Raw genomic sequence first — 12,775 nt, 5'->3', positions numbered from 1 at the left:
AGGAAGGAGCGTACAGACCATGCAAATAGAGCGTTACGGGCACATTCGGGGCAGTCGTTACAATTTGTCACTGACGCTGCTGATGTTGCTGAGCACCTTGCTGGCGGGCTGCGGCATCAACAACATCCCCACCTACGACGAACAGGTCAAATCCGCCTGGGCCCAGGTGCAGAACCAGTACCAGCGCCGTGCCGACCTGATCCCCAACCTGGTCGAGACCGTCAAAGGCTACGCCAAACAGGAACAGGAAACCCTGACCGCCGTCATCGAGGCCCGGGCCAAGGCCACCTCGATCCAGATCGATGCCAACACCCTGAACGATCCGGCCAGGCTCAAGCAGTTCCAGGACGCCCAGGGTCAGTTGACCGGGGCGCTGAGTCGCCTGATGGTGGTGTCGGAGCGTTATCCGGATCTCAAATCCAACCAGAACTTCCTCTCGCTGCAGTCGCAACTTGAAGGCACGGAAAATCGCATTGCCGTGGCCCGGCGCGATTTCATCGCCTCGGTCGAGCGCTACAACACCGAGATCCGCACCTTTCCCGGTCGGCTCTGGCATACGGTGATGTACAGCGACTTGCCGATACGCCCCAACTTTGAAGCCACTGCTGCGGATGCCGACAAGGCCCCGCAAGTGAAATTCTGATGCGCCGCCGCGCGCTGTTGCTGTGCCTGGCAATGTGCCTGGCGCTGTTTGCAAGCGTGGCCGAGGCTGCGCTGAAATTCCCGGCCTTGAGCGGTCAAGTGGTCGATGAGGCCGGGATGATCGACAACCAGAGCCGCGAGCACATCGCGCAGATGCTGCGTGCCCATGAAGAGCTGACCACCGAGCAGGTCGTGGTGGTCACTGTGCCCAATCTGCAAGGCAGCACCATCGAGGATTTCGGCTATCAACTAGGGCGCTTCTGGGGCATCGGCCAGCAAGGCAAGGACAACGGCGCGCTGCTGATCGTCGCGAAGGAAGAGCGCAAGGTGCGCATCGAGGTGGGGTATGGCCTTGAGGACCGTCTCACCGATGCCCAGTCTTCGGTGATCATCAACCAGATCATCACACCGGCGTTCAAGCAGGGCGATTTCGTCACGGGTATCACCCAGGGCGCCGAGGCGATAGTGCAGGTGCTGGGCGGCGATCCGTTGGCCGAGCCCGTGGTCGGGGCGTCGGGTGGCGACGATGTGACGGACTGGAAGATGAGCCTGTTGTATCTGGTGCTGTTCGTGGCCTTCATCTATATCAACATGCGCTGGGGCCGTGCGTTCGGCGGGCTAGGCGGTGGCTATATCGGCTCGGGCGGCGGTGGCGGTTTTGGGTCGGGCGGCTCCGGTGGTTCGGGCTCGGGGGGCATGCGCGGCGGTGGCGGCAGTTTTGGCGGCGGCGGTGCGTCCGGTGGCTGGTAGTCGATCATTGAAAAGGGTTGTTGTGCATGGCATTGCTTAATGAAGACGAACAGCGGCAGGTCGCCCAGGCTGTCGAGGCGGTCGAGCGGCTGACCGACGCGGAGCTGGTCACGGTACTGGCCGCCAGTGCTGACGACTACGCCTATGTGCCGCTGATCTGGGCGGGCCTGGTGGCGTTGCTGCTGCCGGGGCTCATCAATTTCTACCCTGGCTGGCTCAATGCCAACGAGCTGCTGTTGACGCAGATCGCGACCTTCATCCTGGTGGCGCTGGTATGCCGGCATCCGGACGTGACCTCGCGCCTGGTGCCCGCTTCGGTGCGGCACTGGCGGGCCGGGAGCCTGGCGCGGCGGCAGTTCCTCGAACAGAACCTGCACGCCACTGCCAATGGAACCGGGGTGCTGATCTTCGTCAGCGAGGCGGAGCGCTACGTTGAAATCATCGTCGACGACGGGATTGCCCGGCACGTGGACGATCTGGTCTGGCGCTCGATGGTCGATGTCTTCACCAATCAGGTGCGCGACGGCAAAGTGCTCGAAGGCTTTCTGGGTTGCATTCGGTCATGCGGCGAAGTGCTGGCCGACCAGGTGCCCGTGACCCAGCCACGCAATGAACTGCCGAACCGGTTGGTGGTACTGAACTCGTAGCAGCACGGCTTGCCGGCGGGGGCGTTCTTCAGGTCGCCACGCCGGCAAGCCGGACTGCTACGGGGGGAAGGCCGCGCCATAATAAAATGCACACATTGATCGTCCCGGCCTTAAAATACCGCCCTCGCATTTTCTGCTTCCGAGGCTGTACCCGATGTCCGCCACCGCACCCACCGCCGCTCCGGCACAGGATCACCGCGCTCAGTTCCTGAGCCTGCTCGACACCTGCCTGACCCAGAACTCGCTCGTCAAGCTGGTGCTGGCCAAGCATGTCGGGAGCGAAGCCGGGTTGCAGCGGATCATCATCAAACCCACCACGATCAAGGACCAGCCGTGCCTGTCCTTCGTCTACCGCTACCAGACCCGCGACATCACCAAGAATCACCCGCTGGCCGAAGCCCAGGCGCTGATCGCCGACCTTTTGCCGACGTCGTTCAAGAACGCCCACCTGCTGTCACTCACCGATGAAATCCAGCTGGAGTTCAGCAAGAAGGGCAAGACCACGCTGTTTCGCAACTCCTCCCAACAGCAGCGCGAGGCGCCTTCGGCCGGGCATGACCGTGAGAAAAAACGCTACTTGGAGCTGAGCCGTCCGTTCCTCACCGACCTTGGCGTCACCAACAGGCAGCATGAGCTGATTCCGGCGATGTCGCGCAAATGGAAGCAGATCAACAAGTTCATCGAGGTGTTTTCCCACGCCCTGACGACCTCGCCGATCAAGCTCGACAAACCGGTGACCGTGGCGGATTTCGGCTCGGGCAAGGGCTACCTGACCTTCGCCATTCACGACTACCTGCGCAACACACTGCAGGCCGAGGGCAACGTCACCGGCGTCGAACTGCGCGAAGACATGGTCACCCTGTGCAACGACGCGGCGGCGAAGCTGGAGCATCCGGGGCTGGTGTTCAAATGCGGTGATGTGCGTTCGGTGGCGCCGAGCGAACTGGACGTGATGATCGCGCTGCATGCCTGTGACATCGCCACCGATTACGCTATTCACACCGGCATTCGCTCCGGGGCATCGATCATCATGTGCTCGCCGTGCTGCCACAAACAGATCCGCTTGCAGATCCAGAGCCCGACGCTGCTCAAGCCGATGCTGCAATACGGCCTGCACATGGGCCAGCAGGCCGAAATGGTCACCGACGCGCTGCGCGCCCTGTTGCTGGAGGCCTGTGGCTATGAGACCAAAGTGTTCGAATTCATTTCTCTGGAACACACCAACAAGAACAAGATGATTCTGGCGGTCAAGCGCGCAACCCCTGCCGATCCGGCCGAGCTGCTGGCGAAGATCCAGGAATTGAAGACCTTCTACAACATCAAGGAGCAGTGCCTGGAGACGCTGCTCCAGGCGGATGGGCTGCTTGGTTAAACCCGGGTTGCCACCACGGGCCTGGGCGCGATGACGGCCGTCTTGCGCCCGATGGCCAGGGTCACCACGACACCTGCGGCGAAGATCCAGGTGATCGGGTCGATGTGTTCACCGAAGAACAGCGCCGAAAACGCCATGGTGAAGAACAGCTGCACAAGTTGAATCTGGCTGACCCGGGCAATGCCGCCCATCGCCAGCCCCGCGTACCAGGCAAAAAAGCCGATGAATTGCGAGAACAGCGACACGTAGCCGAATGCCCACCAGGCGCCTGGCGAAATCGGCCCCTGATGTTGCGATGCCAGGTAGCCGACCGGAACGATCAGCACCGGAATCGAAATCACCAGCGCCCAGCAGATCACCTGCCAGCCGCCCATCTGCTTGGCCAGCCGACCGCCTTCGGCATACCCCAGGCCGCCAATGGCTACAGCGCCAACCATTAACAGATCCCCCGCCTGAAGATTGCCTGCCCCGCTGATCAGCGCGTAGCCCAGTACCAGAACGCTGCCCATCGCCGCGCAGACCCAGAAGGCTTTCGACGGTCGCTCGTGTGACAACCACGCCGCGTAGATCGCCACCAGCAAAGGCTGCAGCCCGTTGACCAATGCCCCGTGGGAGGCGGGCAGGGTTTTCATCGCCCAGGCCGAAAGCACCGGAAAGCCGATGATCACCCCCAGCGCAACCACCATCAGCGCCTTGAACTGCGCGCGCGTCGGCCACTTCTCCCGGCGCCAGAGCAACAGCGCCGCCGCCGGTATCGCCGCAAACAGCGCGCGGCCCAGGCCGTTGAGCAGAGGATGGATTTCCTGGACGACAATGCGGGTCATGGGCAGCGTCAGGCTGAAGATCACCACCCCGATCAGCCCGAGGGCCATACCGGTGTTTTCGCGAGAGGACATGTTGAATCGTGCCTTGTTGTTATGAGTCGGAACAGGCATCCATTCAGCCATAAAACCTGCGCCAGCCCCCTTAACAGATACCGACAGAATCGACCGTACACTTCCCTCAAGGAGGGAAATGCCATTCATGAGGATTTTTCGCAGCAGGGCTCAGGCGGACTGAATATTGGTTCAAAACTTGAATGCAATCTTGCTGCAACAGTTTGAAGGTCAAATAGCTGCCGTCGAAATTAGCCAGGAGAACAATCGTGTCGGTCATCGGAAAGTGGGCGTTGCAAGGTGTCGTGATGTTGCTGTTCGCATGGATGGCGACTGTAGCGGCTCAGTGGTCAGCGAGCGTCGGCAATTCGACGAGCAGCGACCGCCTTGCCGCCTTGACCAGCACCCGGATCGGCACCGGGGCCCTCGCCGTCGGCGTCAACAAGCATGCAGCCGGTAACGTGGTCGTGGCCGGGGCCTTGTCGGAAGGTAACGAGTAAGCCATCGGCGCTGGGAAGATTGGAAGCGGCGTTGGTTTGAGGGATCAGAAACCGGACCTGTCGAGGTCCGGTTTTTTGTTTGTTGCCATAAAGATGAAGGATTGTGGTAGAGAAAAAATTTCTCTAGTATCTGCGTCCATGGCTACCGTACAAAGCGACCGCAATTGGAAAATCAAGATTTATCCGGACGATCATGCACCCCCTCATTTTCATGTGCAGACGCCGGACGGTGAGTCGTTAGTGCAGATCGACGGCTTGCGGATACTCGGCAAAGGCGCCGAGCCAAAAGCCCTGAAAGCCGCCCTGACATGGGCTCGTGCTCATACCGCGCAACTCTGGCGGATATGGTACGAGCAGAACCGGAGAACCTGACCCATGGCCACCAAACTACGCATCGCCAGCGTGCAGCCCCTGCCTGGCCGACAATCTCTGAATATCGAATGGAGCAACGGCAAGCGCTACACCGTTGATCTTTCGTCGCTTATCGAGCAGTTTCCGGCACTCGCCCCTCTGAGGGAGGATTCACGCTTCAGCCAGGTGACGGTGGGCGAATGGGGATTCGATGTAACCTGGGGCGATGACATTGAACTGGCGGCATCGACCCTTCACCGGTTGGCGCTGGAGCAATCGGGCGAAGTGATGCCGACACAGGATTTCAAGCAGTGGATGTCGAAAAACAAACTGTCGCTGTCTGCTGCCGCAGTCGAGCTGGGTTTCACCCGCCGAACCATTACCGCCTATAGCAGCGGTGCCGCGCTGATCCCCAAGCATGTGGCGCTGGCGTGCAGAGGGTGGGAGTACGAGCATCGCTGAAGCCGGGCCGGCTATCAGCCCTTCTTCTGCTCCACCATTTCCTTCAACCGGGCCACCGGCACTTGCAACTGCGGATCGCCGAGCGGGTGGGTTTTGGCGTCGAAGAATTTCAACTCGATGTTCTGCCCCTCGAACAATGCCGTGTAGCGGCGCTTCTGGTGCTGGATGAAGGCTTCGCTGCGGGGCAGGATCGAGATGGCCAGGGTCTTGGGGCGGGCTTGAAGTACGGCGTCGAGGATGTGCCGGTCCTGTTTGCCCAGCGCGTGGCCGAAGATGCACAGTGCGCCTTCATGTTGCGCCAACTGGGCGTGGCAGTACGACAGGTAGTCCGAGCCGCGGATGATCTTCATCTTGTCGGCGCTGCGGCCCTCGCAGACGAACAGTGGCACATCCTCCAGCGCGTTGACCGCGAAACTGCCGAGCAGGGTGCTTTCCGATGAGAGCAGCTTGCGTGCGCTGCCGTCGAAGTTCTTCACCAGGTGCATGCCGCCGTGCAGGTAAAGGATGCGTGTGGCATTGCTCTCGGTGCGATGCAGGTTGAACACGGCGTCGTCATCGAACAGGTCGTCGAACGGTTGCGCGCCGTGCATCACGGCCCAATAGGCGAGCAGGTCGTAGTTCGTCGAATAGACGGTCGCGTACTGACTCAGCGCCTTGCTGATCTGCGCGACGCTCGATGCCTGCATCAGGCGCCACGGGATATGCGCTGAGCGGATGCCGTGAATCAGCGCTTCCTTGATCGCGAAGTAGCGGTTGCGCGGCGACGACGAACTGATGGTCAGCGCGGCGTTGACCCGCATGGCGACCTTCAAGCCACTGAGCACAGGCTCGAAATTCTCGGTCTCCATGGACTTGAACAGCGCAAGCTCGGTCGCGCTCAGGGGCTTGTTGCGCGTGGTCTGCGCCAGTTCGAACAGCGAGTCATAGGAGAAGTTTTTCCACACCGCCAGGCTCGCGCCATTGCCCAGCAACAATCCGGTGCAGGGGTGGGCGGTTTGCAACTGGGTCCAGTCGGCCAGTTCGGCATCAAAATCCGTGAATTCCATTGTCTCGCTTCGCAATCAGGTGAGCAGGCTGACCTGCGGCCAGAACGGAGTGGACTTATAGGAAAGCGCGGTCGGTGTTGTCAACGCCCGATCATTCGTCGCACCGCCTGGCAGATATTTCGAACTGCCACACAGCGCCTGTTTCTAACCCTTGAACCCCAAATCCGGTTCGCTTGAGAGGCGATCATGAAAACCGATCCTGTGAACACCGCCGCCGCCCAGAGCCCCGGCCCGAACCCCAATCCCATGGAAACGACGAAAGGCACTGAAGCCGAGCGTCAGGCCCGTGAATTCGAACGGGTTGAAAAGACTGACGACCAAGCCCGCGAAACTCCACCACCACAGACCTGGAAGCACCCGGACGATGGGAAAAGCCTGTCAGAAAAAGACGAAGAAATACCGCTCAAACCCTGACGACCATCTGTCCAGTGCGCGCCTTCACGCGTGCCGTCGGGTGTAACGTCTTTCGGGATAACTGCACACAACACTCTCGAAACGAGAGGGAGGTTTCCATGCACAGTGCGATGCTCAGCAAAACGCATTTCAATGGTTACGACGTGATTAACGTCAACAACGGTCCATGGCGGGTCTGCACCCATCACGACCGCCTGGCGAGTTTTGGTACTCGTGAGGAGGCAATGGCGTTCGCTGCGTCTTTGCCGGCGCATCAGGAGCGTACGGCGATGCGGGCGCAGGAAAGCGTTGTGGAGATGAAAGCGCCCGAGGCGAAGAAAGCGGCGCCGAAGGCCAAGTCGAAGAAGTAGCGTCGGGTTTTCGAGAGCCTCAAGGTCATTGAGGCTCTTACCCATGCTGTTGTCATGCAACGCCTGCGAACAAGCTTTCATAGGGGATGTGCAAGCCGTCATGCAGCCGCTTGATCATGCTCACGCTCAGCCTGCGTTTCCTGTTCAACACTTCCGAGACTCGCCCACTGGGCCCGATGAACGGTTCCAGATCTCGAGGTGTGAGCCCTTGTTGATCCATTCGAAATTTAATGGCATCTACAGGGTCGCTGACATGAATCGGATAATGCTTGTTCTCGTACACCTCTATGAGCGTGACGAGGATTTCCATTTCGTCTGCTTCAGGGGTTCCCTCATCGGCTTGAAAGATGACCTCCAGCCGTTGGAAAGCCGCCCGCAGATCGGCGTCGTCTCGAATTGGTTTAATATTCATTGACTGTCTCCGCATCGATCTCATCGTATCGCTTGTGTGTGCCTACAAATTTCACCCAAACAATTCCTGCTCGATACTGTATCTCAGGAATCCGACGACATTCATGGTCGATCGTCAGCGTGAAATGTAATGAATTGTGTTATTCCCCCATCCCGCGCATCCCCATTACAAATCCCTGAAAGTCCGGTAAATCGCGGTTGATAGAATTTCGCTGTTGTGAATGCGATCTATTCTCCTCCACGAAGGCCGACTGATGTCCTCCCCAACCCGACTCAACCTTTCGCGCGGCGCCAGCCTGTCGCCTGTATCACCTCGTCCCCAAACCCTGGCTCCCCTGATGGGCCTGGCGACATTCATGGCGTTGCCGATGTCGAGCTGGGCTGCGGATCAGGCCCAGATCAATGGGCAGACGGTCACGGGTGACCTGACCCTGCCGGCCACCAGCATCGAGAGTCAGAGCGATGCGCCCTACAACAGCGACAGGCTCAGTTCGTCCAAGTCGACCGAGCCGCTGCTGGACACGCCGCAAAGTGTGACGGTCATCAACTCGCAGGTGCTCAAGGAGCAGAACGCCCAGAGCCTCAAGGATGCGTTGCGCAACGTGCCAGGCATTACCTTCAACTCAGGTGAAGGTGGCGGCGGGGTAGGGGACAGCCTGACCATTCGCGGTTTCAATGCCGACGGCAACATCTATCGCGACGGCGTGCGCGATCCGGCCAAGTATTCGCGCAACGACTTCTTCAACACTGAATCGGTGGAAGTGCTCAAGGGCTCAAGCTCAGCGGGTTGGGGCGTGGGCGCGACCGGTGGTGCGGTCAACCTGGTGACCAAGGCGCCAGTGCTCGATGACTTCAATCATGTCAGCGCAGGTGTCGGCACGGCAGACTACCGTCGTGGCACGCTGGACGTGAACCACACCCTCGACGGTCTGGGTGAGGGCGCCGCATTTCGCTTGAACATAATGGGTAACAATTCCGGGGTCGACGGTCGGGACTGGGTCAATGACGAGCGCTACGGATTCGCGCCGTCGCTGGCGTTGGGGCTGGGCACCGACACCCGTTTCACCCTGGCCTACGAATACATCCACGACAACAGCAACCCTGACTACGGCATCCCGACCGTCAACGGCACTAACGGCAGCAGCCCGAGCCGTGCCGGTGGTGCCAGCTGGAACAGCTATTGGGGCTGGCGCAACCTGAACTACGAGGACAATGAATCCCATCGCCTGAACATGAAGTTTGCCCACGACTTCAACGATGCGGTGAGTTTCGACACCCAGTTCACCTATTTCCATCTGGATCACGACTACTTCATCACGACCCCAGGCGGCGACGCCACGGCGGGCGCTCCGGGCATTCAAGCGGGCAGCGGCATTTACCGGCGCAACGTCAACACGCCTGCGCGCAGCCAGACCAACGAGACTTTCAGCAACCAGACCAACCTCACGTGGAAGGTCGACACGTTCGGCATCGGCCATACGCTGGTGGGCGGTTTCGACCTGAGCAAGCAGACGCTGGACTCCAAAACCGGCGCCCTGACCGCCGCCGACCGCGCGCGTATGGGCAGCCTGCCGGTGGCGAGTAACGACTGGTCGCAATACCCCTTCAGCGCCAACACCTACACCTCGGCCAAACAATCGGTGGAGCAGACGGACAAGGCGTTCTACCTGCTCGACACCCTGAAGTTCAACGACAACTGGCAGCTGCACCTGGCCGCGCGTCAGGATCACTTCGACACCCGCGTGACCGACAACGAAAGCCGCGCCAGCCAGACCGGCGCCTGGACTGACCTGGGCAATTCCGATCAGTCGGAAAAGCTCACCAGCGTCCACACCGCGCTGGTGTACAAACCGGTGCACAACGGCAGCTTCTATATCAGCTACGCCAACGCCAAGCAGCCTTCGGGCGTGTTGGCCGTGGCGCAAACCGGCAGCATCGCCTCGACCAAGGGCGATCGCGGCAAGACCTACGAATTGGGCACCAAATGGGAACTGTACGACGGTGCGCTTGAGCTGACCGGCGATGTGTTCGAGACCAAGCGTCAATTGACCTTCATCGATGATGACGAAGGTACGGCCTTCACCGGGGGCGAGGAGCGCGTGCGCGGACTCGAGTTGTCCGGCACCGGCAACATCACCCGCAACTGGTCGGTGTATGGCGGCTACATTCACGAAAACAGCAAGCTGACCAAGGCCTACAACGGCTCCGAGGAAGGGCTGGAGCTGGCGAACACCCCGCAGAATGCGCTGAACCTGTGGACCACTTACAAACTGCCGATGGATGTGTCGGTCAGCTATGGCGTGCGTTACGTCGATGAGGTGAAGATCTATCGCGGACAGGGCGCTGTGCTGACTCGCTCAGGCCAGACCACCGTACCAGACTACGTCGTCCACGACGCCATGGTCAGTTGGCAGGCTACCCCGGATCTGGATGTGCGCATGAACGTCAACAACCTGTTCGACAAGCACTACTGGTCCACCTACAACGGTCGTGGTTACGGTCTGCCGGGCGCCGGTCGCGGACTGATGCTGAGCGCCGACTATTCGTTCTGACAGTATCAGCTCCAAACCTCTGGGTGGCCCGAAGCGCTGCGGCTTGTTTTCGCAGCGCTCCGGGTTTAATCTCGAAATGAAATTGCCCAAGCGACGGATTATTGAAATTCGAGATAGCAGGTGAGACTTTGGACGTCATTGATCTGAAGGTGGTCGACGCGGTTGCCCGACATGGCAGCATGAACAAGGCGGCTGTCGAGCTGAACACCGTGCAGTCGAATGTTTCCTCAAGGATCCGTTCGCTTGAAGACGAGCTTGGCGTTTCGTTGTTCCAGCGCAGCGCCAAGGGCGTTCAGGTCACTCCCGCCGGCAGGCGCATCCTTCCCTATGCCGCCAGGCTTTCCAAACTGCTCAGCGACGCATCCGCCGCAGCCCGCGACGACGGCCAGCCCGCAGGTGTGCTGGAGATCGGCACGCTGGAAACCACTCTGGCCTTGCGCCTTCCATTGTTGATTGCCCGCTTCGCTACCGCCTGGCCCGATGTGCGGCCGCTGATTCGTACCGGCACCACCAGTAGCCTGATCCAGGATGTTGTCGATTGCAGGCTCGAAGGCGCCTTCGTTGCGGGCCCGGTCAGTCATCCCGAACTGCTCTGCGAAACGGCCTTTCAGGAGGAACTGGTACTGGTGACCTCCCGTGCGGTTCGCTCGCTGGACGCCGTGAACAGCATTGCGCACCTGAAAACCGTGGTGTTCCGCATCGGCTGCTCCTACCGGCAGCGGCTGGATTCGGTGCTGGCCGGCATGGGCATTCTGGCGCCCGAACCCCTTGAGTTTGGCTCTATCGACGCGATCATTGCCTGCGTGTCTGCAGGTGTCGGTATCACCCTGCTGCCCCGAGGTGTCGTCGCCAACGCCTGGCAGCAAGGGTTGGTGGCGGTTCATGAATTGCCGCCTGCTCTGTCCAGCGTGGAAACCCTGTTCGTACGGCGTCTGGACGGCCATTTCTCCAGTGCCCTGGCGGCTTTTCTCGACAGCGTGCATCAGGACAACGCCGCTCGCCTGCGCGCCGTCCCACAATTCGCTTGAAGTTCATGTGGCTGCGTGGTTTGCCCGGCGCGCAGCCACCAGATCGATGACAAGGGCCAGCGCAATGGCGCCGGTGCCGATCAAGAACAGCAGCGCATAATCCCCGCCGGTTGCCGAAAACAGATACGAAAATCCATAGGCCGCCACCGCCTGGAACAACGCAAAACCCACCGTCGCCGTGCGCCACGCCGGACCTTGCTGCGCGGGGTGATGCGCCAGCAATTCCTGCACCCGGCCCAGTACCAGCGGCACTGTGCCGGTAACGAATGCCCCCACCACGATGCTCGATGCCATCAGCCAGACACTACCCGTCGTGAGCGCCGGTATGCACACGCAAATCCCTTCCAGAATGAACGACAGGCGCAAGGCCCGGCCAAATCCAACCCGGTCCGCCAGCACCCCGGCCAACAGCGGCCCCAGCGTGGCCCCGATGCCGAACAGCACCCAATACTGCGCCCCGACCTCAAGCCCTTTGCCCAGGCCATGGGCGACGAACGCCACCAGGAAAATCATGTGCGGCACCCAGCCCGCGGCATTCAGCGCGTACTCGGCATACAAAGCCTTGAGGGTGTGATCCTTCGACTGACGCGGATGCTGACTCGCGGTTGCGGGCGCCGGATCCTGCTTCGGCCAGCCCAGCCAGGCAATGGCGGTGAACGCCAGAGAAATTACCCCCAGCCCGAGCCAGGTCTGCTGCAAACCCAGCTGCAACAACAGCGGCACCAGGGTTCCTGACGCAGCGACCCCCACGCCCACCCCCATGAAGATGATCCCGCCTGCCAGCCCGCGTTTAGAGGGCGAAATGTGCGCCAGCACCGCCGGCGCAGCCAGCACCATCAACGCCCCTCCGCTGATGCCGGACAGCAGCCGCCAGGTAAAAAACCACAGATACGACACCGGAAACGCACAGGCGATAAATGCAACACTGGCCAGCAACATCATCGCCCGCAGCGCAAATGCCGTGGACGAATTCTGCGCCATCACCCGTCCCGTCAACGCCCCGATCAGATACCCCGCCAGATTCGCCGCACCCAGATACGCCGCTTTCGAAGAATCGAACCAACCTGCATCGATAATCGCCGGCAGCAGGGGCGTATAGGCAAAGCGAGCAAGACCAATACCCACAAGGCTCGCGGAAAAACCTGACGCAATCCCCCATTTGCTGTTGTGGGATTGATCGCGGGATGTGGGGCTGTGAGTGGATGCCTGAAGCTTGCTCATCGTCGTCGCCTGCTGAATTCGGTTGGAGTCAGCGTACGCGCGCGCAGGGTATCTCAAGAAGCGAAAAGAAGAGATTGGGGGTATCTGTTATTGAGATTGTTGATGCGCATGAGGAGGCAAGGTATCTGCCGCTTGATAGGCAAACGGATGACTT

The 12,775-nt window shown here is 60.4% G+C and carries 16 protein-coding genes; 11 read left to right on the top strand and 5 right to left on the bottom strand.

All coding sequences use genetic code 11. The features are described from left to right. Positions 1-19: 19 nt before the first annotated feature. The 4 genes from ACIPOO_RS04270 to ACIPOO_RS04255 all read left to right on the top strand — a co-directional run bounded on the left by ACIPOO_RS04270 (position 20) and on the right by ACIPOO_RS04255 (position 3,411). The gene (locus tag ACIPOO_RS04270) at positions 20-643 is read left to right on the top strand and encodes a LemA family protein (protein ID WP_274135862.1); all 624 of its coding nucleotides are present in this window, start codon (positions 20-22) and stop codon (positions 641-643) included. Further along, the gene (locus ACIPOO_RS04265; protein WP_400604662.1) at positions 643-1,392 is read left to right on the top strand and encodes a TPM domain-containing protein; all 750 of its coding nucleotides are present in this window, start codon (positions 643-645) and stop codon (positions 1,390-1,392) included. The genes ACIPOO_RS04270 and ACIPOO_RS04265 overlap by 1 nt, the downstream gene beginning before the upstream one ends. A 26-nt stretch (positions 1,393-1,418) precedes the next feature. Next, the gene (locus tag ACIPOO_RS04260) at positions 1,419-2,039 is read left to right on the top strand and encodes a TPM domain-containing protein (RefSeq protein WP_274135858.1); all 621 of its coding nucleotides are present in this window, start codon (positions 1,419-1,421) and stop codon (positions 2,037-2,039) included. 154 nt (positions 2,040-2,193) lie between these two features. Further along, positions 2,194-3,411 (top strand): class I SAM-dependent methyltransferase, encoded by a 1,218-nt coding sequence (locus ACIPOO_RS04255; protein WP_400604659.1) that lies wholly within the window; start codon positions 2,194-2,196, stop codon positions 3,409-3,411. On the opposite strand, the gene ACIPOO_RS04250 is transcribed toward ACIPOO_RS04255, so the two are convergent. Continuing rightward, entirely contained in the window at positions 3,408-4,307 is a 900-nt protein-coding gene (locus ACIPOO_RS04250; RefSeq protein WP_274135855.1) for a DMT family transporter, read from the bottom strand. The genes ACIPOO_RS04255 and ACIPOO_RS04250 overlap by 4 nt on opposite strands. Before the next feature lie 248 nt (positions 4,308-4,555). On the opposite strand from ACIPOO_RS04250, the gene ACIPOO_RS04245 reads away from it, so the two are divergent. The 3 genes from ACIPOO_RS04245 (at position 4,556) to ACIPOO_RS04235 (ending at position 5,599) form a co-directional block, all read left to right on the top strand. Next, a complete protein-coding gene (locus ACIPOO_RS04245; RefSeq protein WP_400604657.1) occupies positions 4,556-4,786 on the top strand; it encodes a hypothetical protein in 231 nt (76 codons plus the stop codon). Between the two features lie 138 nt (positions 4,787-4,924). Further along, complete coding sequence (locus tag ACIPOO_RS04240) at positions 4,925-5,158, top strand: DUF4160 domain-containing protein (protein ID WP_274135853.1); 234 nt, start codon at positions 4,925-4,927, stop codon at positions 5,156-5,158. A gap of 3 nt (positions 5,159-5,161) precedes the next feature. Continuing rightward, positions 5,162-5,599, top strand: a complete 438-nt coding sequence (locus tag ACIPOO_RS04235; protein WP_274135852.1) for a DUF2442 domain-containing protein — start codon at positions 5,162-5,164, stop codon at positions 5,597-5,599. A 14-nt stretch (positions 5,600-5,613) separates the two neighbouring features. On the opposite strand, the gene ACIPOO_RS04230 is transcribed toward ACIPOO_RS04235, so the two are convergent. Continuing rightward, entirely contained in the window at positions 5,614-6,645 is a 1,032-nt protein-coding gene (locus ACIPOO_RS04230) for a DUF4917 family protein (protein WP_400604654.1), read from the bottom strand. Between the two features lie 186 nt (positions 6,646-6,831). Between ACIPOO_RS04230 and ACIPOO_RS04225 the strand changes: the two genes are divergently transcribed. Together ACIPOO_RS04225 and ACIPOO_RS04220 are read left to right on the top strand one after the other, a co-directional pair. Then, positions 6,832-7,059, top strand: coding sequence for a hypothetical protein (locus ACIPOO_RS04225; RefSeq protein WP_274135866.1), 228 nt, complete (start codon positions 6,832-6,834; stop codon positions 7,057-7,059). A 98-nt stretch (positions 7,060-7,157) separates the two neighbouring features. Then, on the top strand, positions 7,158-7,409 hold the full coding sequence (locus ACIPOO_RS04220; protein ID WP_400604652.1) for a DUF2188 domain-containing protein: 252 nt from the start codon (positions 7,158-7,160) through the stop codon (positions 7,407-7,409). 52 nt (positions 7,410-7,461) lie between these two features. On the opposite strand, the gene ACIPOO_RS04215 is transcribed toward ACIPOO_RS04220, so the two are convergent. Further along, on the bottom strand, positions 7,462-7,821 hold the full coding sequence (locus tag ACIPOO_RS04215) for a type II toxin-antitoxin system HigA family antitoxin (RefSeq protein ID WP_400604650.1): 360 nt from the start codon (positions 7,819-7,821) through the stop codon (positions 7,462-7,464). Further along, entirely contained in the window at positions 7,811-7,933 is a 123-nt protein-coding gene (locus ACIPOO_RS04210) for a type II toxin-antitoxin system HigB family toxin (RefSeq protein ID WP_400605185.1), read from the bottom strand. The genes ACIPOO_RS04215 and ACIPOO_RS04210 overlap by 11 nt, the downstream gene beginning before the upstream one ends. Before the next feature lie 141 nt (positions 7,934-8,074). On the opposite strand from ACIPOO_RS04210, the gene ACIPOO_RS04205 reads away from it, so the two are divergent. Next, entirely contained in the window at positions 8,075-10,372 is a 2,298-nt protein-coding gene (locus ACIPOO_RS04205; protein WP_400604648.1) for a TonB-dependent receptor, read from the top strand. Positions 10,373-10,500: 128 nt separating this feature from the next. Further along, the gene (locus tag ACIPOO_RS04200) at positions 10,501-11,400 is read left to right on the top strand and encodes a LysR family transcriptional regulator (RefSeq protein WP_400604646.1); all 900 of its coding nucleotides are present in this window, start codon (positions 10,501-10,503) and stop codon (positions 11,398-11,400) included. Between the two features lie 3 nt (positions 11,401-11,403). Here the strand turns inward: ACIPOO_RS04200 and ACIPOO_RS04195 are convergent, their stop codons facing one another. Continuing rightward, positions 11,404-12,621, bottom strand: a complete 1,218-nt coding sequence (locus tag ACIPOO_RS04195) for a YbfB/YjiJ family MFS transporter (RefSeq protein ID WP_400604644.1) — start codon at positions 12,619-12,621, stop codon at positions 11,404-11,406. Positions 12,622-12,775: the final 154 nt, after the last annotated feature.

Source organism: Pseudomonas sp. NPDC090201 (assembly GCF_044746825.1).
GTDB classification, from domain to species: Bacteria; Pseudomonadota; Gammaproteobacteria; order Pseudomonadales; family Pseudomonadaceae; genus Aquipseudomonas; species Aquipseudomonas putida_AD.
This window is presented reverse-complemented; position numbering and strand designations above follow the sequence as displayed.

Excerpts from the sequence above, each read along its gene's own strand:
- ACIPOO_RS04265 (WP_400604662.1), top strand. The coding sequence starts at position 643 with ATGCGCCGCCGCGCGCTGTTGCTGTGCCTGGCAATGTGCCTGGCGCTG.
- ACIPOO_RS04235 (WP_274135852.1), top strand. The coding sequence starts at position 5,162 with ATGGCCACCAAACTACGCATCGCCAGCGTGCAGCCCCTGCCTGGCCGA.
- ACIPOO_RS04195 (WP_400604644.1), bottom strand. The coding sequence starts at position 12,621 with ATGAGCAAGCTTCAGGCATCCACTCACAGCCCCACATCCCGCGATCAA.
- ACIPOO_RS04250 (WP_274135855.1), bottom strand. The coding sequence starts at position 4,307 with ATGTCCTCTCGCGAAAACACCGGTATGGCCCTCGGGCTGATCGGGGTG.
- ACIPOO_RS04220 (WP_400604652.1), top strand. The coding sequence starts at position 7,158 with ATGCACAGTGCGATGCTCAGCAAAACGCATTTCAATGGTTACGACGTG.
- ACIPOO_RS04225 (WP_274135866.1), top strand. The coding sequence starts at position 6,832 with ATGAAAACCGATCCTGTGAACACCGCCGCCGCCCAGAGCCCCGGCCCG.
- ACIPOO_RS04240 (WP_274135853.1), top strand. The coding sequence starts at position 4,925 with ATGGCTACCGTACAAAGCGACCGCAATTGGAAAATCAAGATTTATCCG.
- ACIPOO_RS04260 (WP_274135858.1), top strand. The coding sequence starts at position 1,419 with ATGGCATTGCTTAATGAAGACGAACAGCGGCAGGTCGCCCAGGCTGTC.
- ACIPOO_RS04215 (WP_400604650.1), bottom strand. The coding sequence starts at position 7,821 with ATGAATATTAAACCAATTCGAGACGACGCCGATCTGCGGGCGGCTTTC.
- ACIPOO_RS04230 (WP_400604654.1), bottom strand. The coding sequence starts at position 6,645 with ATGGAATTCACGGATTTTGATGCCGAACTGGCCGACTGGACCCAGTTG.
- ACIPOO_RS04270 (WP_274135862.1), top strand. The coding sequence starts at position 20 with ATGCAAATAGAGCGTTACGGGCACATTCGGGGCAGTCGTTACAATTTG.
- ACIPOO_RS04255 (WP_400604659.1), top strand. The coding sequence starts at position 2,194 with ATGTCCGCCACCGCACCCACCGCCGCTCCGGCACAGGATCACCGCGCT.
- ACIPOO_RS04205 (WP_400604648.1), top strand. The coding sequence starts at position 8,075 with ATGTCCTCCCCAACCCGACTCAACCTTTCGCGCGGCGCCAGCCTGTCG.